The 26,041-nt window shown below is 65.1% G+C and carries 25 protein-coding genes, 3 tRNA genes and 1 riboswitch; of the genes, 6 read left to right on the forward strand and 22 right to left on the reverse strand.

The genetic code is table 11. The annotated features are described in order from the left end of the window. Positions 1-190: 190 nt before the first annotated feature. The 18 genes from IWX77_RS11805 to tilS form a co-directional block, all read right to left on the reverse strand. On the reverse strand, positions 191-742 hold the full coding sequence (locus tag IWX77_RS11805) for an amino-acid N-acetyltransferase (protein ID WP_297412641.1): 552 nt from the start codon (positions 740-742) through the stop codon (positions 191-193). 261 nt (positions 743-1,003) lie between these two features. Beyond that, positions 1,004-3,529 carry an ATP-dependent Clp protease ATP-binding subunit gene (locus IWX77_RS11810; RefSeq protein ID WP_196844711.1) on the reverse strand — a complete coding sequence of 842 codons (2,526 nt, stop codon included), beginning with the start codon at positions 3,527-3,529 and terminating at the stop codon, positions 1,004-1,006. A 135-nt stretch (positions 3,530-3,664) separates the two neighbouring features. Further along, on the reverse strand, positions 3,665-5,128 hold the full coding sequence (gene cls / locus IWX77_RS11815) for a cardiolipin synthase (protein ID WP_196844712.1): 1,464 nt from the start codon (positions 5,126-5,128) through the stop codon (positions 3,665-3,667). Positions 5,129-5,134: 6 nt separating this feature from the next. Next, positions 5,135-5,314: a hypothetical protein gene (locus IWX77_RS11820; RefSeq protein WP_196844773.1), complete on the reverse strand. Its 180-nt coding sequence runs from the start codon at positions 5,312-5,314 to the stop codon at positions 5,135-5,137. A gap of 34 nt (positions 5,315-5,348) precedes the next feature. Continuing rightward, on the reverse strand, positions 5,349-5,495 hold the full coding sequence (locus IWX77_RS11825; protein ID WP_196844713.1) for a hypothetical protein: 147 nt from the start codon (positions 5,493-5,495) through the stop codon (positions 5,349-5,351). Next, positions 5,495-7,024: a lysine--tRNA ligase gene (gene lysS / locus IWX77_RS11830; protein WP_196844714.1), complete on the reverse strand. Its 1,530-nt coding sequence runs from the start codon at positions 7,022-7,024 to the stop codon at positions 5,495-5,497. Before lysS ends, IWX77_RS11825 begins: the two co-directional genes overlap by 1 nt. Positions 7,025-7,073: 49 nt before the next feature. Then, complete coding sequence (gene panC / locus IWX77_RS11835; RefSeq protein ID WP_196844715.1) at positions 7,074-7,946, reverse strand: pantoate--beta-alanine ligase; 873 nt, start codon at positions 7,944-7,946, stop codon at positions 7,074-7,076. Then, a complete protein-coding gene (locus tag IWX77_RS11840) occupies positions 7,943-8,704 on the reverse strand; it encodes a Rossmann-like and DUF2520 domain-containing protein (protein ID WP_196844716.1) in 762 nt (253 codons plus the stop codon). The genes panC and IWX77_RS11840 overlap by 4 nt, the downstream gene beginning before the upstream one ends. Beyond that, positions 8,701-10,443: a PH domain-containing protein gene (locus IWX77_RS11845; protein ID WP_196844717.1), complete on the reverse strand. Its 1,743-nt coding sequence runs from the start codon at positions 10,441-10,443 to the stop codon at positions 8,701-8,703. The genes IWX77_RS11840 and IWX77_RS11845 overlap by 4 nt, the downstream gene beginning before the upstream one ends. Then, positions 10,440-11,012, reverse strand: coding sequence for a PH domain-containing protein (locus IWX77_RS11850; RefSeq protein ID WP_442784467.1), 573 nt, complete (start codon positions 11,010-11,012; stop codon positions 10,440-10,442). The genes IWX77_RS11845 and IWX77_RS11850 overlap by 4 nt, the downstream gene beginning before the upstream one ends. Continuing rightward, a complete protein-coding gene (locus IWX77_RS11855) occupies positions 11,005-11,475 on the reverse strand; it encodes a DUF3180 domain-containing protein (protein WP_196844719.1) in 471 nt (156 codons plus the stop codon). The genes IWX77_RS11850 and IWX77_RS11855 overlap by 8 nt, the downstream gene beginning before the upstream one ends. Further along, positions 11,472-12,017, reverse strand: coding sequence for a 2-amino-4-hydroxy-6-hydroxymethyldihydropteridine diphosphokinase (gene folK / locus IWX77_RS11860; protein WP_196844720.1), 546 nt, complete (start codon positions 12,015-12,017; stop codon positions 11,472-11,474). The genes IWX77_RS11855 and folK overlap by 4 nt, the downstream gene beginning before the upstream one ends. After that, entirely contained in the window at positions 12,014-12,376 is a 363-nt protein-coding gene (gene folB / locus IWX77_RS11865; RefSeq protein WP_196844721.1) for a dihydroneopterin aldolase, read from the reverse strand. Before folB ends, folK begins: the two co-directional genes overlap by 4 nt. Continuing rightward, positions 12,369-13,226: a dihydropteroate synthase gene (folP, locus tag IWX77_RS11870; RefSeq protein ID WP_327012176.1), complete on the reverse strand. Its 858-nt coding sequence runs from the start codon at positions 13,224-13,226 to the stop codon at positions 12,369-12,371. The genes folB and folP overlap by 8 nt, the downstream gene beginning before the upstream one ends. Further along, positions 13,223-13,792: a GTP cyclohydrolase I FolE gene (gene folE / locus IWX77_RS11875; protein WP_196844722.1), complete on the reverse strand. Its 570-nt coding sequence runs from the start codon at positions 13,790-13,792 to the stop codon at positions 13,223-13,225. Before folE ends, folP begins: the two co-directional genes overlap by 4 nt. 6 nt (positions 13,793-13,798) lie before the next feature. Beyond that, positions 13,799-15,808: an ATP-dependent zinc metalloprotease FtsH gene (gene ftsH / locus IWX77_RS11880; protein ID WP_196844723.1), complete on the reverse strand. Its 2,010-nt coding sequence runs from the start codon at positions 15,806-15,808 to the stop codon at positions 13,799-13,801. Between the two features lie 84 nt (positions 15,809-15,892). Then, complete coding sequence (hpt, locus tag IWX77_RS11885) at positions 15,893-16,465, reverse strand: hypoxanthine phosphoribosyltransferase (RefSeq protein WP_196844724.1); 573 nt, start codon at positions 16,463-16,465, stop codon at positions 15,893-15,895. Between the two features lie 22 nt (positions 16,466-16,487). Further along, on the reverse strand, positions 16,488-17,468 hold the full coding sequence (gene tilS, locus IWX77_RS11890; protein ID WP_196844725.1) for a tRNA lysidine(34) synthetase TilS: 981 nt from the start codon (positions 17,466-17,468) through the stop codon (positions 16,488-16,490). Between the two features lie 45 nt (positions 17,469-17,513). On the opposite strand from tilS, the gene ppa reads away from it, so the two are divergent. After that, the gene (ppa, locus tag IWX77_RS11895; protein ID WP_196844726.1) at positions 17,514-18,005 is read left to right on the forward strand and encodes an inorganic diphosphatase; all 492 of its coding nucleotides are present in this window, start codon (positions 17,514-17,516) and stop codon (positions 18,003-18,005) included. 65 nt (positions 18,006-18,070) lie between these two features. Here ppa and IWX77_RS11900 read toward each other — a convergent pair whose 3' ends face one another. Both IWX77_RS11900 and IWX77_RS11905 read right to left on the reverse strand, forming a co-directional pair. After that, positions 18,071-19,585 (reverse strand): C40 family peptidase, encoded by a 1,515-nt coding sequence (locus IWX77_RS11900; protein ID WP_196844727.1) that lies wholly within the window; start codon positions 19,583-19,585, stop codon positions 18,071-18,073. Next, entirely contained in the window at positions 19,578-20,927 is a 1,350-nt protein-coding gene (locus tag IWX77_RS11905) for a M23 family metallopeptidase (RefSeq protein WP_327012175.1), read from the reverse strand. The genes IWX77_RS11900 and IWX77_RS11905 overlap by 8 nt, the downstream gene beginning before the upstream one ends. A 266-nt stretch (positions 20,928-21,193) precedes the next feature. Here IWX77_RS11905 and IWX77_RS11910 point away from each other — a divergent pair. From IWX77_RS11910 to IWX77_RS11925, 4 genes are all read left to right on the forward strand, one after another. After that, positions 21,194-21,266: transfer RNA gene (locus tag IWX77_RS11910), tRNA-Glu, on the forward strand. Between the two features lie 84 nt (positions 21,267-21,350). Continuing rightward, positions 21,351-21,424 (forward strand) — tRNA-Asp (locus tag IWX77_RS11915). Positions 21,425-21,492: 68 nt separating this feature from the next. After that, positions 21,493-21,568, forward strand: a tRNA-Phe gene (locus IWX77_RS11920). 399 nt (positions 21,569-21,967) lie between these two features. Next, positions 21,968-22,291, forward strand: a complete 324-nt coding sequence (locus IWX77_RS11925; RefSeq protein ID WP_196844729.1) for a hypothetical protein — start codon at positions 21,968-21,970, stop codon at positions 22,289-22,291. Positions 22,292-22,444: 153 nt separating this feature from the next. Here IWX77_RS11925 and IWX77_RS11930 read toward each other — a convergent pair whose 3' ends face one another. Both IWX77_RS11930 and IWX77_RS11935 read right to left on the reverse strand, forming a co-directional pair. Next, the gene (locus tag IWX77_RS11930; RefSeq protein ID WP_196844730.1) at positions 22,445-22,768 is read right to left on the reverse strand and encodes a DMT family transporter; all 324 of its coding nucleotides are present in this window, start codon (positions 22,766-22,768) and stop codon (positions 22,445-22,447) included. An 11-nt stretch (positions 22,769-22,779) separates the two neighbouring features. Beyond that, a riboswitch (guanidine-III (ykkC-III) riboswitch) is annotated at positions 22,780-22,843 on the reverse strand. Between the two features lie 58 nt (positions 22,844-22,901). Continuing rightward, complete coding sequence (locus IWX77_RS11935; RefSeq protein ID WP_196844731.1) at positions 22,902-23,951, reverse strand: dipeptidase; 1,050 nt, start codon at positions 23,949-23,951, stop codon at positions 22,902-22,904. A 485-nt stretch (positions 23,952-24,436) separates the two neighbouring features. Between IWX77_RS11935 and IWX77_RS11940 the strand changes: the two genes are divergently transcribed. Continuing rightward, complete coding sequence (locus IWX77_RS11940) at positions 24,437-25,984, forward strand: sugar transferase (protein ID WP_196844732.1); 1,548 nt, start codon at positions 24,437-24,439, stop codon at positions 25,982-25,984. The last annotated feature ends 57 nt before the right edge of the window (positions 25,985-26,041 follow it).

Genomic DNA, 26,041 nt, shown 5'->3' on the forward strand with positions numbered 1-26,041 from the left:
ACGATGGTCGTCTCATTGCACCCGGGTTCGTGCTGTCAAAAGTTCCCCCGGCGAATTGGTCCGGCAGGTGCAATAGTCCGCAGCCTAGCGACGCCCCGTGTCCAGGGGGTAAACCCCGCGTATTTTGCTCGTATGAGCACCTTTAAACGGTGCCGGACGGCGTTTGAGGCCGCGATCAGACCTATCCGGCTCACATTCGCTGGCTCAGGCGCTTCACCATGCGGGTGTTGCCGAGCGTGTTCGGCTTCACCCTGGCCAGGTCGAGAAACTCGGCGACACCCTCATCGGGGGAGCGCACGAGCTCGGCGTAGACGGCCGGATCGACGGTTTCGGTGCCCATATCGCTGAAGCCGTTGCGGGTGAAGAAGCCCACCTCGAAGGTGAGGCAGAACAGTCGGCTCAGGCCGAGATCGCGGGCATCCGCTTCGAGGCGCTTCATCATCGTGTAACCCACGCCGCAGCCGAGCCACTGTGCGTCCACGGCAAGAGTGCGCACCTCGCCGAGGTCCTCCCACATCACGTGCAGGGCGCCGCAGCCGATCAGCTTGCCGGAGGCATCAACGGCCACCCGAAATTCCTGCACCGCCTCGTAGAACACGACCCGATCCTTGCCCAGCAGAATGCGCTGCTGCACGAGCGGCTCAACGAGCGCTTCGATGCCGGGCACGTCACTGGTGCGCGCACGGCGCACCGAATATTCCAGTTCGGGTTGTTCCGGTGCGGTCTGTTGCAGTGCAGTCACGCCAATCGGCCCCTCTCGTGGCTCATTCAGGATCAAACCACCAGTCTAGAGATCGTGCCGCATGATTCCGCCGCTCCAGAGCCCCGCCCGCCCCGTTCCTCCTGACTTAGCCCCGCTTTCAGCCCACACCGGCGGATGCCGCCTCCTTCAGTTCACGCCAATGCAGGTTCACCCCAGGCACGTTCACCCGAGGCCAGGTTCACCCCCAGGGCAGAGAAAAGGCCCGGCAGACGAATCTACCGGGCCAGACCTCTGGTGCTGTTAGTCGCTCGTGATGGCGAGGTCGGGCGTAGCCGGACCGGTACCGATGGCGGCGGCAGTGTTCACTCCGACGCCGACCGGGTCAACCCGGGTCGTCGTTGTGAAGATGTATGCGCCATCGACGTAGTCCACGTGCACGTGGTCGCCGGCGTTGAGCTCGCCCTGCAGGATTTTCTCTGACAGGCGGTCCTCCACCTCGCGCTGAATGGCACGACGCAGCGGGCGAGCACCGAGCGTCGGGTCGAAGCCGACCTCGATCAGGTGTTCCTTCGCCGGAAGGGCGACCTCGACGGTCATGTCACGGTCGAGCAGACGCACGCCGAGCCGCTTGATGAACAGGTCGACGATCTGCAGCAGCTCCGGCTTGGTCAGCTGCGGGAACACGATGATCTCGTCCACGCGGTTGAGGAACTCGGGCTTGAAGTGCTTCTTCAGCTCGTCTTTCACCTTGCCGGCCATGCGCTCGTACCCGGTGGTGGTGTCGCCTTCCAACTGGAAGCCGACCGGTCCACTCGAGATGTCCTTCGTGCCGAGGTTGGTGGTCATGATGATGACGGTGTTCTTGAAGTCGACCACGCGACCCTGGCCATCTGTCAACCGGCCCTCTTCCAGAATCTGGAGCAGGGAGTTGAAGATGTCGGGGTGAGCCTTCTCGATCTCGTCGAACAGCACCACGGAGAACGGCTTGCGACGCACCTTTTCGGTGAGCTGGCCACCTTCTTCAAATCCGACGAACCCGGGAGGCGCACCGAACAAGCGCGACACGGTGTGCTTCTCGCCGTACTCACTCATGTCAAGCGAGATCATGGCGGCTTCGTCGTCGAAGAGGAACTCCGCGAGCGCCTTGGCGAGCTCGGTCTTGCCGACGCCGGTGGGGCCGGCGAAGACGAAGGAACCGGAGGGACGTTTCGGGTCTTTCAGGCCGGCACGAGTGCGTCGGATGGTCTTGGCGAGCGCCGAGATGGCCTCTTCCTGACCGATAACGCGCTGGTGCAGCGCCTTCTCCATGAAGACGAGCCGCGAGGACTCTTCCTCGGTGAGCTTGAACACCGGGATGCCGGTGGCCTGGGCCAGTACTTCGGCGATCAGGCCCTCGTCGACGACCGCGGTCGTCTTGACGTCGCCCGACTTCCATTTCTTCTCGAGGCGTAGACGCTCACCGAGAAGGTTCTTCTCCTCGTCGCGCAGGCCGGCGGCCTTCTCGAAGTCCTGCTCCTCAATGGCGAGCTCCTTGGCGGCGCGCACCACGGCGATCTTCTCGTCAAATTCGCGCAGCTCGGGTGGGCTCGACAGGATCGACAGGCGCAGGCGAGCGCCGGCCTCATCGATCAGGTCGATGGCCTTGTCGGGCAGGAACCGGTCGGAGACATACCGGTCGGCGAGGTTCGCCGCAGCCACCAGGGCGCCGTCGGTGATTGACACCTTGTGGTGCGCTTCGTAGCGGTCACGCAGGCCCTTGAGAATGTTGATGGTGTGCGGCAGCGACGGCTCATTCACCTGGATCGGCTGGAAACGGCGCTCGAGGGCGGCATCCTTCTCGAAGTGCTTGCGGTACTCGTCGAGGGTGGTTGCACCGATCGTCTGCAGCTCACCGCGGGCGAGGAGCGGCTTGAGAATCGACGCGGCGTCGATGGCGCCCTCGGCGGCGCCCGCACCCACGAGGGTGTGGATCTCGTCAATGAAGACGATGATGTCGCCGCGAGTTCGGATCTCCTTGGTGACCTTTTTCAAGCGCTCTTCGAAATCACCGCGGTAGCGGCTGCCGGCGATGAGCGAACCGAGGTCAAGCGAGTAGAGCTGCTTATCCTTCAACGTCTCGGGCACATCACCCTTGACGATGGCCTGGGCGAGACCCTCGACGACGGCCGTCTTGCCGACGCCGGGCTCACCGATCAGCACGGGGTTGTTCTTGGTGCGACGCGAGAGGATCTGCATGACCCGCTCAATTTCTTTCTCACGCCCGATGACCGGGTCGAGTTTGTTGTCACGGGCCATCTGGGTGAGGTTGCGACCAAACTGGTCAAGCACCTGGCTGCCGGCCGTGTTGGCCGCCTGCTCGTTGGCGCCGACCTGCACCTGCTCCTTACCCTGGTAACCGGAGAGGAGCTGAATGACCTGCTGGCGCACACGGTTGAGGTCGGCGCCAAGCTTCACGAGCACCTGGGCGGCAACGCCCTCGCCCTCGCGGATGAGGCCAAGCAGAATGTGCTCGGTTCCGATGTAGTTGTGGCCGAGCTGCAGCGCTTCGCGCAGGCTCAGCTCAAGAACCTTCTTCGCCCGCGGCGTGAAGGGGATGTGGCCGGTGGGCTGCTGCTGCCCCTGGCCGATGATGTCCTGAACCTGCTCGCGCACGGCGTCCAGCGAGATGCCGAGGCTCTCGAGAGCCTTCGCGGCGACGCCTTCACCCTCGTGAATCAGCCCGAGCAGAATGTGCTCGGTACCGATGTAGTTGTGGTTGAGCATTTTGGCCTCTTCCTGGGCCAAAACAACGACGCGACGAGCTCGGTCGGTAAATCTCTCAAACATATGATCGCTCCCTTGGCGCCAGGGCATTTGGTGCCGTTATATCGAGAGTAGCCAGCCGATGGCGATCCCGCGCGTTTGTTCGCCCTAGGCGTGACGGATGGTGCAGCGGATGCGGCGGCCCCTCCCGAGCAACGTCTACTGCACCGCGCTGGTCAGGCGGGCGAGGTTGTCGAGAATGGTCGAGCGCAAGGGCTGCTTGTTCCACTCCTCGAGCGTCAATTCACGACTGTTTTCGCGGTTGCGGTCTTCCATGTGGCGAAGCTGCTGCACAAACGAGCGGCCGCGCACCATGAGGGTGACCTCCATGTTGAGACTGAACGATCGCATGTCCATGTTGCTCGAGCCCACGACGGCGACCTCGTCGTCAATGGAGAAGTGCTTGGCGTGCAGAATGTACGGCGTTTTGTACATGTAGATGCGCACCCCGGCGGTGAGGAGCTCTTCGTAGTACGAGCGTTGGGCGTGGTACACCACGGCCTGATCACCGATCTCCGACACGAACAGCTCAACGTGCAGTCCGCGCTGCACCGCGGTCGTGATCGCGTACATGATCGATTCGTCCGGAACGAAATAGGGGCTCGTGATGATGATGCGATCCTGCGCGTAGTACAGCAGCGCGAGGAACAGGCGCAGGTTGTTCTCACCCTTGAAACCCGGCCCGCTGGGCACCACCTGGCAGTCAATCGCATCGGCCACATTGCGCGGATGCACCGGCTCGATATCGCGGGTCAGTAGCTCGTTGGTCTCGCTGTACCAGTCGGTGATGAAAATGGCGTTGAGCCCGGCCACGATCGGGCCCTCCAGGCGCACCATAAGGTCTTTCCACTGCAACCCACGACGGATGTTGCTGCGTATGTTGTAGGAGCGGTCGATGATGTTCTGCGAGCCCATGAACCCGACGAGCCCGTCGACGATGAGCAGCTTGCGGTGGTTTCGCAGATCGGGACGTTGCCATTTGCCCTTGAACGGCTGAACCGGCAACATGAGCTGCCAGGCAATCCCCGCTTCGGTGAGCCGCCGCTTTGTGGCAGTGAAACCGGGCTTACGCATCGACTGGATGTGGTCCAGCAGCACCCGCACGGTGACTCCGCGCCGATGTGCACGTTCGAGCGCGTCGAAGAAGGGCGCCGTTGTCGGGTCGAACGAGAGAATGTAGAACTCTACGTGCACGTACTTCTCGGCGCGGTCGATATCGGTGACCATCGTGTCAAAGCTGACCTGATATTCACCGATCAGGCTCGCTGTATTGTCACCGACGAGCGGCATCGATCCGAGGTTCCGGTTGAGCTGCACAACCGATTCCAGCCAGATCGGCCAGGGGTGGTCTCGGCGCACGCGCTCCATACCTTCGGTGCTCTCCAGAATGAATTGATTGATCGCGGCCTGCCTGGCCAGACGCTTTTTCGGCAGGGTGCGGTAGCCGATCAGCAGAAACAGCACCACGCCAAGGTACGGAACGAAGAAAATCGTCAGCAACCAGGCCATGCCCGACATCGGGCGCCGGTTGCGCGGCACCACGATGATAGCCACGACGCGTACGGAGAAGTCGGCGATCAGTGCCAGCAGAACGGTGATGGTCAGGCCGTCGATGCCAAACATTGGTACTTAGGTGACCGGCTTGTCGAGACCGAGCCGGGCGCGTTCTTCGGCTTCGATTTCGGCGTACACCTTACGTTCGGTGCGGTCGGCGCGCAGGATCGAGCGCATCATCAGCCAGAAGACCAAGCCGAGCAGGATGGTGGGTACGACCGAAAAGACAGCATTTCCCCAAAAGTTCTCAATCACGGTCTCAGCCTACGCGTAAAGGCTGAGATACCGACTACTTGCTGAGCAGGCCGATGACACCGCTACCCAGGTAGTACACGCCGACGCCGCCGATGATGACCCAGAGGGCGATTCGGTTCATCGACGGCGCTTTGCGGCCACCCTTGTTGGGCTTCAACTCGTCGTCGGGCAGGTAGTTCACTATTTCACCAGCGGAAAGAGAATCGTTTCGCGAATTCCGAGGCCGGTCAGGGCCATCAACATGCGGTCGATACCCATGCCCATGCCACCGGTCGGCGGCATGCCGTATTCCAGGGCACGCAAAAATTCCTCGTCGAGGCGCATGGCTTCGGGGTCTCCCCCGGCGGCGAGGCTCGCCTGCTCGATGAAGCGTTCGCGCTGCACGACCGGGTCGACGAGCTCGGAGTAACCGGTGGCCAACTCGAAGCCGTGCACGTAGAGGTCCCACTTCTCGACGACGCCGGCCAGGGAGCGGTGACCGCGCACGAGCGGGCTCGTGTCGACCGGAAAGTCCATCACGAAGGTCGGGCGCACCAGGTCGCCCTTGACGAAGTGCTCCCACAGCTCTTCGACGTACTTGCCGTGAATGGGATGGTCAATGTCGATGCCTTCGCCGTCGGCCAGAGCCACGAGGTCCGCCAGCGGTGTGTCGGGAGTGATCACGATGCCGGCGGCCGCCGACAGGCTGTCGTACATGCCGATGCGGTCCCAGTCGCCGCCGAGGTCAAACAGGGTGCCGTCGGCCCAGGTCACCACGTGCGATCCGGCGATGGTGAACGCGGCATCCTGGATCAGCTTCTGGGTGAGATCGGCGATGGAGTTGTAGTCGCCGTAAGCCTCATAGGCTTCGAGCATCGCGAACTCGGGCGAGTGAGTGGAGTCAGCACCCTCATTGCGAAAGTTGCGGTTGATCTCGTAGACGCGGTCGATGCCGCCGACCACGGCCCGCTTCAGAAAAAGCTCGGGTGCGATGCGCAGAAACAGCTCCGTGTCGAAGGCGTTGCTGTGGGTCTGGAACGGGCGAGCGGATGCCCCGCCGTGCATAACCTGAAGCATAGGGGTCTCGATCTCGATGAATTCGAGATCGGTGAACGTTCTGCGCAGGCTCGCGACGGCCTTCGAGCGGGACAGCACGTTGGTGCGGGCCTGCTCCCGGCTGATCAGGTCGAGGTAGCGGCTTCGCACCCGGGTTTCTTCGCTGAGTTCACCGTGCAGGTTGGGCAGCGGCAGCAGCGCCTTCGCAGCGACCTGCCAGTCGGTGACCATGATCGACAGCTCGCCGCGACGGCTGGAGATGACCTCGCCGGTGACAAACACGTGGTCGCCGAGGTCGACGAGGTCTTTCCAGGCGGCGAGGGACTCCTCGCCGACGGCGGCGAGCGAGACCATGGCTTGGATGCGGGTGCCGTCACCACTCTGCAGGCTCGCGAAGCACAGCTTGCCGGTGTTGCGCAGGTGCACGATGCGGCCGGCGAGGCCGACGGTGACGCCCGTGGTGGCATCCGCTTCGAGCTCGCCGAATTCGGCGCGTACGGCCGGAATGGTGTGGGTGACGGGAACCGACACCGGGTAGGCGCCGCCGGCCGGGCTCGCAGCGGCCGCGTTCAGGCGGTCGCGTTTGCCGAGGCGCACGGCCTTCTGCTCGTTCATCTCCGCGTCGGAGAAGCCCTCGGCGTCGTCGTTCGAGGCGGGCGTGGGGTTCTGGCTCATGCGGTTCTCCGTTGGTGCTGTCAGTTCAAATTTGAGCGGATGCTGCGGGTCACCCGAGCCGGATCGACACGTTGTCGATCAGCCGGGTGGTACCGACCCGCGCGGCGACGAGGATCCGAGCCGGCCCGCGGTAGTCGTCGTGCACCGCCAGAAAAGTCTGCAGGTGCACGATCACCAGATAGTCCAGTTTAACCAGCGGCTGGGCGGCAATGCGCGCGCGCGCCGCGGCGAGGGCGGCTGCGGGGCCGGCCTTCGCGGTCTCGGCGGCCGCAGCGAGCCCGGCAAAGAGTGCCTGCGCGGCCGTGTGCTGCGGCTCGTCGAGGTAGCGGTTGCGGCTCGACAGGGCCAGTCCGCTCGGTTCACGCACGGTGTCGACGACCTCAATTGCGCTGCGCAGGTTGAGATCGGCGACCATGCGCTGCACGAGAAAGACCTGCTGGCCGTCTTTTTGGCCGAACACCGCGGCATCCGGTGTCACGATGTTGAGCAGTTTTGCCACGACCGTGAGCATGCCGTCGAAGTGGCCGGGGCGCGCAGCGCCCTCGTACAGGGAACCGACCGACCCGGCGGTGACCCGGGTGTCGCTCGCTGCGCCCGGGTACATCTCGCGGGCACTCGGCGCGAACACGAACGAGACGTCCTCGCTCGCGAGGACGGCGAGGTCGGCGTCGAGGGTACGCGGATAGCTGTCGAGGCCTTCGCCAGCGCCGAACTGCAGCGGGTTCACGAAGATCGATACAACCACAATGTCGCCGAGGGCGTGCGCCCGTCGCACGAGAGCGAGGTGACCGGCGTGCAGGGCACCCATGGTCGGCACGAGCACAGTGCGGGTATCGCCGCCGGTCAGCGCCGCCCGATCGCGGGCCCGCCCCAGACGATCGTGCAGCTCAGTGACGGTACGGAGGACTTCGATGGTGCTCATTCGACCTCCCGGTCGTCGTCAAGCGGATGCTGGCGGTGTTCGATCTCGTCGAATCCCGCCAGATCCAGTCGTTCGGGGCTCGTGCGCCCCAGGGCGTTTTCCATCGCGGAGCGCAGCAGCGGACCAAGAATAGCCCCCGGATGCTCGAGGCCGATTCCGGCGAGCATACGAGTGGCCTGCTCGACGATCGAGGTGGAGAAGGCGGTGGCGATCTGGATGGCCTCGGCGTAACTGGCGCGGTCGGCCTCGGCGACGATGAGCGGTTCGCCGCCCATCTCCACGGCGAGCGCCTGCGCGATCGGCAGCACCGGGCCGGGCGCGGTCACGGCGAAGTAGCTGTCGGCGAGCCGGGCCAGGTCGAGGCTGGTGCCGGTGAAGGCCATGGCCGGGTGGATGGCGAGCGGGATCGCGCCGGCGGCCTGCGCCGGAGCGAGCACTGCGGTGCCGTAGCGGGCGGAGGTGTGCAGCACGAGCTGGCCGGGCTGCCAGGTATGCGTCGCGGCGAGGCCCTGCACGAGGCTCGCCAGCTGGGCGTCGGGCACCGCGATGATGACCAGTTCGCTCCGTTCTACGACCTCGGGCACGGTCAGAATCGGCACGAGCGGTAAAATGGCCTCGGCGCGGTCCCGGCTGGCCTGCGAGATCGCGGAGATGCCGACGATTGCATGGCCGGCGCCCGCGAGCGCGGCGCCAAGAATGGGGCCGACGTGGCCGGCACCGATGATTCCGACGCCGAGACGTCCCGGTTTGGCTTTCATTCGGTCGCTCCCTTGGTTGGTGCCGGTGCCTCGGCCCGGCTCCACTGATGACTGGTGTCGGCGAGCGCCGACCGCACCGCGCCCGTAGACATCCACTCGAACAGAACCAGGGCTTCATCGACGTCGATGACGCTGAGGGAGGCAGCCACCGGCCCCGCTACCGTGTGTAGGTCGGCCGACGCGAGGCGCAGGCGTCGGCGCACGGGCCCCTGGTTGATGCGCACGCCCTGCATCCGCGCCAGGGGCACCAGAATCAGGTCGCGCGAGAGCACCCCGCGGCGGATCAGGGCGACTTGGCCCGAGACTGCCCAGCCGGTGCGCCACCACGAGAACGGGCGCAGCCAGACCGCACGCGCGGGCGCGTTGCTGTAGCAATCGGCGACGCCGGCGTCACGTCTGCGACCGCCGAGCATGCCGTTTTCGACCAGGGCGCGATGACTGTCGGTTTCGAACCCGGGCAGCGCCAGTTCGAGCACCTTTTCGACGTCGATGAGGGTGCCGACCGGCAGGATGGTGGAGCTGGTCGCGGGGGTCGAGCTGCGGCCGGAGGCCTGCCCGGCCGTGTTGATGCTGATCTGCCACCAGCCGAACCGACGCCAGAGAATGGGCTGGGACACCTTGATCGCGTGGATGCGCCCGGGCGGCAGGGTCTGGCTGCTCGTGGAGAGGAGGCCGTAGCCGACCCGCACCCCATCGGGGGTGCCAGCGACGCTGAACCGCAACATCTTAGTGATGCGGGAGAAGTAGTATCCGACGCTGCCGATGAGGCCCGGCAGCACGGCGACGAGCACCCAGCCCCTGCTCCCGGCGGTCACACTGACGATGAGCCCGATCGCCGCCAGAAGCAGAAAGACGGTGAAGCCGCTGAGAACGATCGACCCGATCAGGCGGCCCAACGGAATGCGCACGACCGACTCCGGCGGTGCGGCATCCGGGTCCAGTTCCGGGGCGACAAAGTCGTGGTAGCGGGCGGTCGCGAAGTCGCCGAAGGCGGAGTGCGGGGTGGGCGGGCCGATCACGGTCGGTGCCGCACTGGTACCGGGCCGTGCTGTGTTGGGTGGTGCGGTGTTGGGTGGTGCGGTGTTGGGTGGTGCGGTGTTGGGTGGTGCGGTGTTGGGTGGTGCGGTGTTGGGTGGTGCGGCGAGGACGCCGGACGCTTCCGTCGGCTGCCGGGCCCGCCGCAGGCCCGAGGCGAGGTGCAGGAGGTCACGGCGCAGGTCATCCGCTAATTTTGAGCCGAGATAGGCGAGCTGCACATTGCCGTCTTGCCCGGCGACGGTGATTTCGAGTCGGGCGGCGCCGAACAATCGGGGAACCAGCGGCCGGGCGAGGTTGACGCCCTGCACCCGGTCGAGGCGGGCCTTGCGGTTGCTGCGAAAGATGACGCCGCTGCGCACTTCGACGATCTCGCCGGTCACACGAAAGGTGTGCATGCGCCAGGAGAGGTAGAACACCACGAGAATGACGATGAGCACGCCGGCGATGATCAGCAACGCCCAGCCGGTGGCTCCGCGTTGGTAGATCGCATCGATCGGATCGCCGCCGTAGTTCTCCTCGCCGATGAAGAGGTCAATGAGTCGTTCGCGCAGGTTGGCGACGATGAAGCCGATGATGGCCACTATGAAGATACCGCCGCGCAGTAGCGGTGTCGCCGGGTACAGGCGATGCCAGTCACCGTCGGTGAGGTCGGTACGCGGCGGCGCGAGGGGCGCCGGAACCGCAGCGACCGGCTCGCTCACAGCCCCGCCCGGCGGCTCTCGGCAAGCTCCACCAGCCGGTCGCGGAGGCTCTCGGCGTCGGCCTCGGCCAGCCCGGGAATCGATACCCCGGCGGTTGCCGCGGCGGTGACAAATTTGAGATCGGCCAGGCCGAGCCAGCGGGCGACCGGACCGCGGGTGATATCGATCAGCTGCATGCGCCCGTACGGCACCGCGACAAAGCGTTGAAAGAGGATGCCACGGCGAAAGAGCAGATCGTCGGCTCGCAGCAGGTAGCCGATGGCACGCACGCGACGCGGTTCAAACACAAGGTCGATGATCGACACGACGAGCACCACGATGCCAACCCACATCGCCCAGGTCTGGTCGAGCAGCAGCCAGAGCAGGCTTGCGCCGCCGCAGACAACGACGGCGTTCACGATGGTGCCGACGATCTCTACCAACACGTATTTCGTGGAGACACGCTTCCACTCCCCCGCCTCGGCCAGTTCGAGCCGCTCAGACGGTGCGGGGCGTTCGGGCGTGGGTACGGCCGGCTCGGGCAGTTGCGCGGCGGGCGGGTTCACTTCGGGCAGTTCACGATCAGGCACGCGTGCCTCCCGACTCATCGGTGTCGTCGTCGGGCGGCAGGGTGCAGAAGTGTTCGGCCACGAGGCCGGCCGCCAGCATAACGGCTGCGCCAATGGCCGTGCCGATCGCGAGCCACAACGACGTGACGGCGGGCACCACCGATCGGGTGAGAATGTACAGCACGATGCCGAGGGCGGCACCGAGCAGTAGGGAGGCCGACAGCGACGTCGCCTTCGACAGCACGGCCACCCGCATGGCCCAGAACGGATCGATGCGGCGCAGCGTCTTGCGCCGGCTGCCCTGGCGTACTTGCCAGGCCAGGCTCACGACGACCGCGGCCAGCAGAATCAGCGTCAACGGCAGGGTCACCGGCGGAACGACGATCGGGGTACCGGAGGCTGCGAAGGCGATCTCGAGCAGAAAGCCGATCACGAGACCGATGAGTAGAACGGCGAGTAGCCCGGTCGCGTGCGAGCGCTTCATCGCCACGCTCCCGGGACCGCTGCCGGCGCGGGGGCGGCGGCATCCGCTACCCGGCGCACCGTGGTGTCGGTCGCGGCGAGCAGGTCGCGCACCAGCCCGCGGCCGGGGATAGCGGCCTTCGCGTCGAGGTCGAGCCAGGGAGCGAGCACGAAGTCCCGTTCCGCCGCCCGCGGGTGCGGCAGGGTCAGGCGGTCGTCATCGACGCTCAACTGGCCGAACACGATGAGGTCAATGTCGAGTGTGCGGTCGCCCCAGCGTTCGGCGCGCACCCGGCCGTGCTCCGCCTCGATGGCGTTGACAGCGTCGAGCAGGGCGTGCGGGTTGCCCGTGTAGTCGATGGTCAGCACCGCGTTGAGGTAGCGCGGGGCGCTGTTGTCGACGCCGTCAAGTTTCACGGCGGCGGATTCGTAGACCGGCGAGACGGCAACGAGCGTGGCGCCGGGCAGCCCGGCGAGATCGTGCACGGCACCGGCCAGGGTGGCCGACCGGTCACCGAGGTTACTGCCGAGGGCGAGCAGGACACGTTTGGTGGGCCCGGTCATGGCCGCACCCGGGTAATCTGCACGGCCACGTCGGTGAACGGCACCGAGATCGGAGCTTGCGGTTTGTGCACCGTCACCTGCACGCGCAGCGCCGGCGGGTGAGCGAGCACAACGTTCGCGATGCGTTCGGCGACGGTTTCAATGAGGTCGACCGGGTTGTGCGCGACCGCGTCGGTAACTTCTTCGGCGAGTTGCCCATAGTGGATAGTCTGGGTCACGTCATCGCTCGCCGCTGCGGTCAGCAGATCCAGCCAGACGGTCACGTCAATGACGAAGTCCTGGCCGTTTTCTTTCTCGAAGTCGTAGACGCCGTGGTGGGCGTTCACCCGCAGGCCGGTGAGGGTGATCGAATCAGTCATGGGTCCATTGTGACGGACGCGACCCGCCGCGCCGCAATTCCCGTGGAGTGCCAATCGTCGATCGCATCACGCTGTCGAGCACGTTGAGGGCCGTGCGGGTCGCCGCAACGTCGTGCACGCGTACCGCCCAGGCGCCGGCCTGGGCGGCCAGCACGCTGACCACGACCGTGGGCAGGTCGCGGTCCCGGACGGGCGCGCCGGCCGGCAGCACCTCGGCGAGAAAGCGTTTGCGTGACGCCCCGACCATGACCGGAAGTCCGAGCTCGGCGAAGGCGTCAAGCCGGCTGATGAGCTCCCAGTTGTGTTCGGTCTTCTTGGAGAACCCGAGTCCGGGGTCGAGCACGATCCGTTCCCGAGCCACTCCGGCGGCGGTCAATGCGTCGATCCGGGCGCCCAATTCGGTGATGACGTCGGTAACGACGTCGCCGTAGTCGGCGAGGGCGTCCATCTGCTGGGCGTGAGCGCGCCAGTGCATGGCCACGTAGGTGAGGCCGGTGTCGGCGGCGACGGCGGCCATGCCGGGGTCGGCGAGCCCACCGGACACGTCATTGATGATGCTCGCGCCCGCTTGCGCCGCCGCGAGGGCCGTCGCGGCGTTAAGCGTGTCGATGCTCAGGCGCAGGCCCTGCCGGGCAAGCTCCGTTACCACCGGAATGATGCGGCGCTGTTCCTGTTCCGGCGCGACGCGGGTGGCCCCGGGCCGGGTCGACTCGCCGCCCACGTCGATCAGATCCGCGCCTTGAGCGTGCAGCAGCAGACCGTGCTCGATGGCGGCATCCGTTGACGCCCACTGGCCGCCGTCGCTGAAGGAGTCGGGGGTGACGTTGAGCACGCCCATGATGAGCGTCACCCGCCAGCCGCAATCAGGGCGATGATTTCGGCGCGGGCCGTCGGTTCGGTCAGGGAGCCGCGCGAGGCCATGGTTACGGTCGAACTCGCGGTCTGGCGCGGGCCGCGGGTGCCAACGCAGCCGTGCACGGCGTCGAGCACGACGAGCACACCGAGCGGGTCGAGGCCGTCGTGCAGAGCGTCGGCAATCTCCTCGGTGAGGCGTTCCTGCAGCTGCGGCCGGGCGGCGATGGTCTCCACCACATCGGGCAGCCGTCCCAGGCCGACGACCCGATCCCTCGGCAGGTACGCGACGTGGGCGGTGCCGAGAAACGGGAGTAGGTGGTGTTCGCAGATCGACCGAAAGGCAATATCGCGCAGCAGCACGAGCTCGCCGGTACTGTCACCGACCGGAATGAAGTCCTGCAGCAGGTCTTGTGGGTTTTGATCGAGGCCAGAGAAGAACTCGGCGTAGGCATCCGCCACCCGTCGCGGGGTACTCTCCAGACCGGCCCGCTCCGGGTCCTCACCGATTGCAGCGAGAATCTCCGAGACGGCCGCCTGGATGCGCGCCCTGTCCACTACCACGGGCGTCTAGGCGGTTGCGGGGCGGGGATTGCGGGCCGGCGCACGCTTCGGTTTGGCGGGGGCTACGTCGCCGCTGGAGATGCCACCGTCAACGGCGGCGCCGTCGATGGGAGCTTTGGGGGCGGGCATCGCGATCGGCGGCACGTCAGAGACGGGGCGCTTATCGCTCGAGAGCCATTGCGGGCGCGGCGGCAGCTTCTCGACATTGGAGAAAATCCCGGCGAGGGCGGTCTGATCGAGCGTTTCATGCTCGAGCAGAGCCGTCGCGAGATTGTCGAGAATCACGCGGTTCTTGATCAACACCTCGTAGGCCTCGTCGTGGGCGTCCTCGAGCAGCTGGCGCACCTCGCGGTCGACGCTTTCGGCGACCCGCTCCGAGTAATCGCGCTGGTGGCCCATGTCGCGGCCGAGAAAAACCTCACCCGAGCCCTGGCCGAGCTTGAGCGGGCCGACGACACTGCTCATGCCGAACTCGGTGACCATCTTGCGGGCGGTCGCCGTGGCCTTCTCGATGTCGTTGGACGCGCCGCTGGTCGGGTCATGAAAAATGATCTCTTCTGCGACGCGGCCACCCATGGCGTAGGCCAGCTGGTCGAGCAGTTCGTTGCGCGTGACCGAGTAGCGGTCTTCGAGCGGCATAACCATTGTGTAACCGAGGGCTCGGCCACGCGGCAGGATGGTGATTTTGGTCACCGGGTCCGTAAAATTCATCGCGGTGGCGACGAGGGCGTGGCCACCCTCGTGGTACGCGGTGATGAGCTTTTCCTTGTCGCGCATGACGCGGGTGCGGCGCTGCGGTCCGGCCATTACCCGGTCGACGGCCTCGTCGAGGGCGCGGTTGTCGATGAGCTGGGCGTTGGACCGCGCGGTGAGCAGCGCAGCTTCGTTGAGCACGTTGGCCAGGTCGGCACCGGTGAAACCGGGCGTCTTGCGGGCGAGCACTTCGAGGTCAACACCCTCCGCCATCGGTTTGCCCTTGGAGTGCACCTCGAGAATGCGCTTGCGACCGAGCATGTCGGGTGCGTCAACGCCGATCTGGCGGTCGAACCGACCCGGGCGCAGTAGGGCAGGGTCGAGAATGTCCGGACGGTTGGTGGCTGCGATGAGAATGACGTTGGCCTTCACGTCGAAGCCGTCCATCTCCACCAGCAGCTGATTGAGGGTCTGTTCGCGCTCGTCGTGCCCGCCGCCCATGCCGGCACCACGGTGCCGGCCGACGGCATCGATCTCGTCGATGAAAATAATGGCTGGCGCGTTTTCTTTTGCCTGACCGAACAGGTCACGCACACGGCTGGCACCGACGCCGACGAACATTTCGACGAAGTCCGAGCCGCTAATCGCGTAGAACGGTACGTTGGCCTCGCCGGCCACGGCGCGGGCGAGCAACGTTTTACCAGTTCCGGGAGGGCCGTACAGGAGCACACCCTTGGGGATCCGGGCACCCACGGCCTGGAACTTGGCCGGCTCCTTCAGAAAGTCCTTGATTTCTTCAAGCTCTTCGATGGCCTCGTCGGCACCGGCGACGTCAGCGAAGGTGACCTGCGGGCTTTCCTTCGAGACGAGCTTGGCCTTGGACTTGCCAAACTTCATGACCTTGCTGCCACCGCCCTGCATCGAGATCATGAGCCAGAAGAAGGCGCCGATAAGCAGCACGGGAAGCAGAAAGCTGAGAACAGAGAGGACCCAGTTGGGCTGCGGCACCTCGTCGGTGAAGCCGTCCTTCGGGTTCGCTGCAGTGACCGCGGTGATGATCTCTTCGCCACGCGGGGCGACATAGTAGAACTGCACCTGCGTTCCGAGGTCGCCGCTGGCCTTGGTCAGCGTGAGGTCGACACGCTGTTCGCCGTCGACGATGGTGGCTTCGGCGACGTTGCCCGATTTCAGGTAGCCGAGTCCCTCTTGCGTGCTGACCTCGCGAAATCCAGACATGGTGATGAGGCTCGACCCCACCCAGACGGCGATGACGGCGAGGACAATGTAGAGAATCGGGCCGCGGAGTAGCTTTTTGACGTTCATGGTGTCCTCAGGCTATCGCTCGATTACAGGGGAATGCCGTGTGTTCGCCCAAAGGAAAACTCGGCGCGGGTGCGCGGGCTGTACCTAGAGCGCTGTCGCGGCCACGGTGGAGTAGACGTGCGGGGCCAGAATGCCGACCGAGCGCAGGTTACGGTACTTCTCTCCGTAGTCGAGGCCGTAGCCGACGACGAATTTGTTCGGAATGTTGAATCCGACGTATTTCACGTCGATGTCGACACGCGCCGCATCCGGTTTGCGCAGCAGCGCGCAGATTTCGATGGATGCCGGACCGCGAGTTTTCAGGTTCGCCAGCAGCCACGACAGGGTCAGTCCGGAGTCGATGATGTCCTCAACGATGAGCACGTTGCGGCCGGAGAGGTCCGTGTCGAGGTCCTTCAGGATGCGCACGACGCCGCTCGACTGGGTGCCGGAACCGTAGGAGCTGACGGCCATCCAATCCATTGTGACCGGGTGATGCAGTTCGCGGGCCAGATCGGCCATGACCATGACCGCTCCCTTGAGCACGCCGACCAGCAGCAGGTCGGTGCCCAGGTAGTCGGCTTCGATCTGACGTGACATCTCGGCCAGACGAGCTCGAATCTGCTCCTCGCTGATCAGGATCTCGGTGAGGTCGCCGTCAATGTCGCGAGGTTCCATGTGGGAAGAGCATTCCTTTGTTTCAGGCGGGTTCAGGCGCGGAAAAAATCAATATACCGTCCTGCCGTTCAACTCTAATACCAGGCAGGCTGAGCGCCCCCTGTCCATGCCAATCCGTCACGAGCGCCGCCACGGCCAGGGTCTGAACTCTATTCAGCGACACCCCACAGTGTTCTTCGACCCCGAACCGAATCATGCGCTGCCGCACCGCCGCCGGCCATGCCGCGAGCACGGCCGCCGTGATCTCGCCATTGGCCCAGTGTGCCTGGAGCGCCGTGCGCGCCAGCTCGTCGAGAGCGTCGGAATCCTCCCGCAGCGCCTCAGCGGTGCGGGCGAGCGCCACCCCGATGCCGGGGCCGAGCTCGCTCTCGAGCAGCGGCAGCACCGTTTCGCGCACGCGTACCCGGGCGTAGCGCGGATCGAAGTTCTGAGGATCGGTCCAGGGCTCGAGGCCCGCATCGGCACAGAATTGCCGGGTAGCCGCTCGACGGATGCCCAGCAACGGTCGCAAAATTGGCCCGGTTCGGGCCGCCATGCCCCGCAGGCTCGTTGGTCCGGAGCCGCGGGCGAGGCCAAGCAGCACGGTTTCGGCCTGATCGTCGAGCGTGTGACCAAGAAGCACGCCCCTCGCCCCGGTCTGCTCGAGAGCCTCATTGAACGCCGCATACCTGTGGGTGCGCGCCGCCGCCTCCGGGCCGGTTCCGTCGCTGTCGACCATCACGCTCAGCACGAGCACCGGGTCGAGGCCGAGCTGGCGGGCGGTCACGGCGGCGGACGCCGCGATATCCGCGGACCCGTTTTGCACGTTGTGGTCGACGATGACGGCTCCGGCGCGGATGCCCGCCCGCCCGGCCTCGAAGGCGGTCGCCGCGGCGAGCGCGAGCGAATCGGCGCCGCCGCTGAGGCCGACCAGAACGAGCCCTTCGGCCGGCAGCAGCACGCGCACGGCCCGGCGAATATCGGCGATGGCCGGCGTGAGGCGCGGGCGGCGGGTGGGTTCCATCCAGTAACGTTATCTGCAGACTTAGATCAAGGGAGAACCAAGGCCATGGCCGAATACGACGCAGTCATCGAGATCCCCCGCGGGAGCCGCAACAAGTATGAGGTAGACCACGAGACCGGTCGGGTCTATCTCGACCGCGTGCTCTACACGAGCTTCATGTACCCGACGGACTACGGCTACTTCGAGAACACGCTCGGCCTCGACGGCGACCCCGTCGATGTTCTCGTGCTGCTCGACTACCCGCTGTTCCCTGGCGTGGGCGTCTCGGTGCGCCCCGTGGGCGTGTTCAACATGACCGATGACGGCGGCTCCGACGCCAAGGTCATCGCCGTTCCCGCCGGCGACCCGCGCTGGGACCACATCCAGGATGTCCTCGATATTCCGGAGTACACCCGCAAAGAAATCGAGCACTTCTTCGAGCACTACAAAGACCTGGAACCGGGCAAGTGGGTCAAGACGGAGGGCTGGGGCGACGCCTCCGAAGCCAACCAGATCGTGGTCGACGGCATTGCGAAGCTGGCCGAAGAGGGCCACTAGCCTCGACTGATAACGGGCTTCTGCTACCGGCAATCCGGCGGCAGAAGCCCGTTTTTTTTCTTGGCTTAAGCGCCCGGCCGGCCGACATAAGGCGCGACGGCCCAAGACGACCAGATGCTGTGCACCCGCACCTGTGCCGAGGGGTTGGGGGCTTCGAAAACTTGGCCGTTGCCCACGTAAATCGCCACGTGGTAGTAGTTACCCGGGCTGCCCCAGAACACCAAGTCGCCCACCTGCACCTGGGCGAAGGAGACGAGCTTGCCCTGCTGAGCCATGGTGTTGTACTGGTTCGTCGCCGAGTGGGTGCCGATGTACACGCCGGCCGCGGCGTAGGCGGCCTTGGTCAGACCGGAGCAGTCCCACGCGTCGGGGCCGGAGCCGCCGAAGACGTAGCGGTCACCGAGTTGGGCGCGAGCGAACGCGAGCGCGGTGTCGACGATGCTCGCGTTGGGCGCGGGTGCCGGCGCCGGCGCGACCCGTGCGGCGGGCGCGACCGGGGCGGGCGCCGGCACGGCGAGCGTTATCGGTGCGGCCGGCGCGACCCGTGCGGCGGGCGCGACCGGTGCGGCCGACGCGACCGGTGCGGCCGACGCGACCGGTGCGGTGGGCGCGACCGGGGTGACCGACCCGGAACGTAGCCCGGAACCTGAACCTGATGAGCCAGAACGAGAACCAGAACCAGAACCGACTGCGGTCGCGTCCCGCGCTGCTTGCGCCGCCGCGGCCTCCGCTATCGCAGCAGCGGAGGCTTGCGCCCGCGCGAACGCGGTGGCCGCAGCTGCCGCGTCCTCGCCTGCGTGGAAGCTGCGCTCGGCCTCGACCGTGGTGTCTTTGAGCAGGGCGAGCTGTTCGAACAGCTGGCTCGACTTGCGCTGCTGGGTGTCATACGCGGTCTGGGCGGCGGCGGAACTGGTGGTGGCCGCATTGAAGGTGGTCTTGGACTCTTCGGTGAGACGTTCACGTTCCTTGGTCGCCGATGCGGCCTGCTCCCCGAGGGACTCGGCCGCGTTCTTGTCCTGCATGGCCTCGGTGTAGATCCGCTCCGACTGTTCGCTGAGTTTGCTGGCCGTGCCGAGCTGGTTGAGCAGGTCGTCAGCACTGTTGCCGTTCAGAAACAGATTGAGCGACAGACCGTTTGCGCCGGATTTGGCGAGGTGCGCGGCGATCAGGCCGGCGCGCATCTTCGATGTCGCCGCGCTGGCTTCGGCCGTTTCAGCCTGCTCGCTGAGGCTGGTTTCCCGCGCGCTGGCGGCATCCAGAGCGTCTTGCGTCACACGGTAAGCCTCGGCCGCAATCAGGGCGGTCGTCACGGCCTTCGCGGCCTGGGCCGCCAGGCCATCGAGCAATTCGCCGAGAGTCGCGATCTCCGCCTGCTTGGTCGACTCGTTCTGCTTGGCCTTTTCGACGTCGTTCCAGCTCGGGTAGTCGGGGGCGGCGAAAGCGGCGCTGCCGGCTGCGGCAACGGTGGCCGTGACCGCCGAGACCGCACCGATGGCCACGGCGGAGAGCAGCCGTTTCGACTTTGAGCGAACTCCTGCGCGTGCGGTTGCGGTGTTCTGTGCGGTGGTGCTCTTAGCCAAGTGATGCTCCCCGGTCGGCCATGAATGGAACGGGATTGATGCGGTTTCCACCAATCCACACTTCGAAGTGCAGGTGGCAGCCGTTGGCGGCTCCGGTGTCACCGGAACTGGCGATGAGCTGCCCGGCCGAGACCGTCTGGCCGACGCTCACGCTGAAGCCGCCGTCCCGAATGTGGGCGTACCCGGTCGACACGTTGTCGCCGTGGCTGATCTTCACAAAGTTGCCGTAGGTGCCGAGGCGTCCGGCCCAGGTGACAACGCCGGCGTGGGCGGCGTAGATGGGCGCGCCACAGCCGGTGCCGAGGTCGGTCGCGTAGTGGAAGCTGCCGCTGCACTCGCCACCATTACAGATGACCGATCGGGGTCCGTAGCCGGCGGTGATACGTCCGCTGGCCGGAACACCCCAGCCGGACATGCTCACCGACCCGCCGGAGCCACCACTACTCGCGGCCGCCGCCGCCGCCGCTGCCGCCGCTGCTCTGGCTGCCGCTGCTGCTGCCGCGACACGAATGGCTTCCAGGCGGGCGCGCTCGGCCACACCGGCTTCATACCCGGCTGTAGTCGTGGCCTGGGCGTCGCGCATGAACTGCAGTTGTTGTTCCAGCTCGACGCTCTTGGCTTGGGACTCGGCGAGGGCGTTCGCTGCAGACTCGGCCGCGGCCTGGGCAGCCGCGAGCGCCGTCTCAGCGGCGAGGCGGAGGGTTTCGCGCTCGGCTTGTGCGAGCTTGGCCTGGTCGCCCAGGGACTGCGCATTGTTGGTGGCGGACTGCGCCTCGTCGTACACATCTGAGCTGCGCTCGACGAGCTTGCTCATGTTGCCCAGTTTCGCCAGCAGCAGGTCGGCATCGGCGCCGTCACCCTGCCCCTCGAGGAACAGATTCACGCTCAGATCGGTGCCGCCGGTGCGGTAGAGCTGGGCGGCGAGCTGGCCAGCCTGCTTGGTGGCGGCATCCGCTGTGGCCTTGCTGGCGTCCGCCTGCAACTGAATGTCTTCGGCACGGCGGGTGGCGTCGTCGAAATCTTGCTGGGCGACCTCGAGCTCGTTGGCGCTCTTCTCGGCGGAGGCCTGAGTCTCTTGCACCCGCACCTGCAGGCCGGCGATGAGATTCTCGATAGCGGTCACCTGCGCGGCGGCCGAGGCGGTGTTCGCCTTGGCATTCTGCAGGTCCTGCCACGAGGGGTAATCGACGGCGCGGGCCGAGGATACCGGGCTCACCAAGGTCACTAGTAGGGTCATGGCCGCCACGATGCTGGTCAGCGCCAGGGTGTGTCGTGGCCACCGATTGGCCACACGCAAGCGGCGAGCAGGTGTGTACGTACCACGGCCAATCACGGTTCTCATATGAATCATTGTTTCCCAACAGGCTTTTGGCAGTCGCAACGTGCGCCGGAGCGGACTCCTCAGAGTAACAAGGTGGGCACGGTTCGCCCAGTCCTACTGGTGAATCTAACCCGCGAAATGCTCGCTGGCCCGGCTATTTGCGGGCGCGCTGTGAACGAACGTCGCAAATTGATCAATATTCCAGCGGATGTTGCGCGCGCCGATTTGGCCTCAGCCCCACAAGACCGTATGCTTACTCTTCGGCAGCCATGACGTCTATGGCTCACGGCCCCATCGTTTAGCGGCCTAGGACGGCGCCCTTTCACGGCGTTAACACGGGTTCGAATCCCGTTGGGGCTACGCAAACAGCACGTGCACGAAGTCGCAAAAAAATAGAATAGTCTTACCACGTGCCTCGCACACAGATTCGCAGTTTTGCAACGAGGCCCTGTAGCGCAGTTGGTTAGCGCGCCGCCCTGTCACGGCGGAGGTCGCCGGTTCAAGTCCGGTCAGGGTCGCAAAGGCAATAGCCCTTTCGAAAGGAAGGGCTTTTTTCCTTAGAAGAGGCGTTTTGACGCGTCTTTGGGGCCCTGTAGCTCAGTTGGTAGAGCGTTCGACTGAAAATCGAAAGGTCACCGGATCGACGCCGGTCGGGGCCACCACTAAAGCTCCCGTTCACACGGGAGTTTTTCTGTTTAACCGCCCGTCAGGTTTCGGTGTTTTTCGTCCCAAACCCACACTTTGCCCACATTTGCGGCACGCTTCACTCGCCTCCCAGGGCGAAAAGAGAGCGGGTCGGCAACTGAGATCGAGAGTAGAGCTGTTTGAGCGTACCCGTCGTGATTCGAGAGCTGGAGCAATGTCGATTCGCGAGTTTTCTCGGGTGCATGCGGAATTTGTGCAGCAGCTCGTGGCCCTCGAATCCATCGCGTGGGCGACTACCTGGTCTCCCACGCTCACGTTTCACCCGACGAAAAATCTCGGCCTGCCCTCAGACCTCGAGGCCATCGCCGTTCCGCGCCGGCGTGCGTTTTTATCCGAACCAACCAAGGGAACGAGCCATGAACAGTACGCCGTCAGTGATCATGTTCGACGGCAACGAGACCCTCTCCCCTATGTCTGCCCTTCACGCCCGGTTCATGGAGACCGCCGCTCCGGCCTATCTGGCCCGGGTCTGGTTCGCCGCGCTGCTGCGGGACGGGTTCGCCCTCGCTGCCGCGGGTGGAAGCGCGAAATTCTCGCCGATCGGTTCGAAGATTCTGCGTGGGGCGCTGCGCGACGTCGCGCTGACGCGCAGTCTCCAAGGACCCGGACCGGTGACAGCGCTCAGATCGCTCTCGCCGAGGCGGTTTTGCCCGGCGCAACCATTGGGCACCGGCTCCTAACTTTGCACGAGAAGCCTGCGACGCTCCCCTGCGCGGGCACGCCGACGATTTTCAGCGAGGGTACCGACGCGTTTTCGAGCGACGGCCGCACGAGTGACCTGGCCTGACGGTTTGAGCGCCCACTTCTGCTCCGGCACCGTGCCACGTCAGGGTTCAGGGCGCACCATCGACGAGTTTGAGGCCGACTATGCAGCTGATCAGGCCGAGCAACAGGGCGATCTTCAACCACGACACGCTCGCATCACCGCTGATCATCGCCCAGATCACGGTGAGCGCCGCGCCGACCCCGACCCACACGGCGTAAGCCGTTCCTATCGGAATCTCCCGCATCGCCCAGGCCAGACCGGCCATGCTGAGCGCGAGCGCACCACCGAAAATGACGGTCGGCCACAACTTGGTGAAGCCCGCGGACTTTCCGAGCGCCGTCGCCCAGACGGCTTCGAGAACCCCGGACGCAATAAGCACAATCCACAACATGGCTGATACTCCTCGGCCAGTCTTGTCGCGTTCCGGGTACTGATCCGTCGTCCGGGGCCGCGTTCCACGACCTGCTTCGACCGTAGGCACGCCGACTGGGCAACGCCTGTGTAGCAGTGAAGCGCCGAGGGGCTTAGGCCATGAAGGCCCGGTAGGCGGGGTCGTTGGCGCGAAGCACGCGCAGCACGTTCTGGTGGCCAAGCTTGGCGAGGTCGGCCTCGCTCCACCCCCGACGCTCGAGCTCCGCGAACAGGTTCGGGTATTCCGACACGTTGGCCAGGCCGACCGGCATGTCGGGGCAGCCGTCGAAGTCGCCGCCGAGACCGATGTGATCGACGCCGGCCAAGCTGCGGGCGTGCTCCACGTGGTCGGCAACGTGCGCCACGGTGACCACCGGCTTGTCACCCACCGAACCATTATCTTCCCAGCTCCGGTAGTCGGCCGAGATGAAAGCCGGTACGAAGGTGATCATCTGCACACCGTCGTTGGCGGCGAGCTGGGTGAGAATCACATCCGGCACGTTGCGCGGGTGTGGATTGAGGGCAAAACACGAGGAGTGGCTGAAGAGAAGGGGAAGCGCTGTGGCGTCGAGGGCGTCCTGCATGGTGGCAGCGGAGACGTGCGACAGGTCGACCATCATGCCGATGCGGTTCATTTCCGCAATGATGGCCCGTCCGCGCTCGTTGAGGCCGTTATGGGTCACATCGCCGACAGCAGCGTCAGCCCACTCCGTCGACGAGTTCCAGGTCAGCGTCATATAGCGCACGCCCAGTCGCGCGTACTCGCGGAGCACAGCGAGTGAGTTGTTCATCTGATTACCGCCCTCGACCCCGAGGAGCGACGCAACTCTTCCGCCGTGCTGGGCTCGCTCGACGTCGTCGGCGGTGACGGCCCGTTCAAAGTCACCGGGATAAGCCGCAATCAGACGGTGAATGAAGTCGATCTGCTCCAGCGTCGCCTGCACCGAATCGGTGCCCTCAAGATCGGTGTGCACCCACACCGACCAGAACTGGCCCTGCACCCCTCCTCGACGCAACTTGGGGACATCCGTTTGCAACTGACTGCCCCTCGAATCGTGCTCAGAGTCCAGCCCGGTAACGGAATAGTCACGATGCTCGCGGCAGGCCCAGGCGAGGTCGTTGTGCCCGTCAATAACGGCAAATTTCGGAATTCTTACGGTCATGTGAACTCTTCCCGGCAATCGATGCGCTCCGACCAGCCTAGGACCCCTTTCATCGGGCATTTCGTGTACTCGGGCAGAAGGCACTCCGGCGCAGCGAACCTGATTTCAGCCCGCAATACCGGGCCTTGAGACGGCAGTAGCCGCTCTGCAGGCACACAGACCCCGCAGGCTCCCCCAGACAGGGGATTTTGACCCCCGTAGAGGTTACAGCGCCGCCTACTTGAATCGGGGTAGTGTCTGCCAGTAAGTTGCTGAGAAAGAATCATCTTCCTACGCCGCGCTCCATCGAACGACAAGTGCCAGCATTGTCAACTTGTCATTACGACCACCTGTTCCTGTAAACCCGACTGCAGGGAATGAAAACGTGACATCCACACCACCCCGCGGATCCACCCCCAGAATCACCTTCACGAGTATTTGCTCCACCGCACTACACCGGCTACACGTGGCACCGCTTTCACGTTCGACCATAGGGGGAATGACTTATGAGTGAATCAGATTCACCCGCGGCCTTCGCGCAGTCGCTGCCCCTGCGCCGCACCCCCAAGCTTCGGCTCGTTGACCAGGTGGTATCGGCGCACACCGATATTGCGGTCGATACCCCCTCCTCCGGGCTGATCTGGGCGCGGCGGTATCGCACCAAGCTGAGACTGACCGATGTCACCTTCATTGTGCTCGCAGTCGGTGTTGCGCTGGTCTCTCGGTTCGGCGTGGACGGTATTCCGGCAGTGCCGGGATCGTTCAGCGCCAACTACTGGCTCGTGTCGCTCCTGATCGTGGTGACCTGGCTCACGACCCTCGAGCTCTTTCACACCCGAGACTCCCGCGTCGTCGGTGTCGGAGCGAGCGAGTACAAACAGGTCATCAACGCTAGCGCCGTGACCTTCGGCATGCTCGCCATCGTCTTCCTGATCTTTCACATCGACATCGCCCGGCTCTATTTTGTTCTGGCGCTTCCGCTCGGCATTCTCGCATTGGTTCTGGAACGGTGGCTGTGGCGCAAATGGCTGCTGCACCAGCGCAAATTCGGCCACTACCTCTCGCGCGTGATCGTCGTCGGAAACCGCGATGACGTTGAATACGTGGTCAGTCAGATCGACACGAAGGCTGGCGCTGCCTACTACATCGTCGGTGCCGCTCTCGAAGACGGCATCGGAGACGAGATCTCGGCGGGCGAGCGCATGGTGCCGATCGTGTCCGATTTCGAGCATGTCGCCGCTGCGGCGGCCGCTATGGGCGTCGACACGGTCATCGTGGCCGGGCAGCCCAGCGGCGGCAGTTCCTACATTCGTAACCTCGGCTGGGACCTCGAGGGAACGTCTGCGGAGCTGGTTCTCTCCAGCCGGTTGACGGATGTCGCTGGTCCCCGCATCCACTTTCGTCCGGTTGACGGCCTCCCGCTGATCCACGTCGAAATTCCCCGGTTCGAAGGGGGGCGCCATGCCCTCAAGCGCACCCTGGACATCGTCACAACGGCCCTCGCCCTGTTGTTCTTGCTGCCCGTGCTCGCCGTGATCGCCGTGCTCATCAAACTGGACAGCCCGGGACCCGTGCTGTTTCGGCAGGAACGGTGCGGCCGCAACGGACAAACGTTCCGCATGATCAAGTTTCGTTCCATGGTGCGGACGGCGGAAGACGACCTGGCCGGCCTGCTCGACCAAAACGAGGCCGCGGGGGTGCTGTTCAAGATTCGCAACGACCCTCGCATTACCAAGATCGGTCGAGTGCTGCGCAAGTACTCCCTCGACGAGCTGCCCCAATTGTGGAACATTTTTGTCGGCGAGATGAGCCTGGTCGGACCGCGCCCGCCACTACCCGAGGAAGTTCAGGTCTACGAGACCCACGTGCACCGCCGTCTATACATCAAGCCCGGACTGACCGGTATGTGGCAGGTCAATGGCCGCTCCAATCTCAGCTGGGAAGACAGCGTTCGGCTCGACCTGTACTACGTCGAGAACTGGTCACTCGCTGGCGACCTGATGATCATTTGGCGCACCTTTAAAACCGTCATCCAACCAGTTGGGGCGTATTGACATGACCGCGGGGACCGAACGCACGGCGCCGACCAGACACCGGCGTCTGAGTATCGC

It is taken from the genome of Cryobacterium sp. CAN_C2 (assembly GCF_015751745.1).
Classification (GTDB): domain Bacteria; phylum Actinomycetota; class Actinomycetes; order Actinomycetales; family Microbacteriaceae; genus Cryobacterium.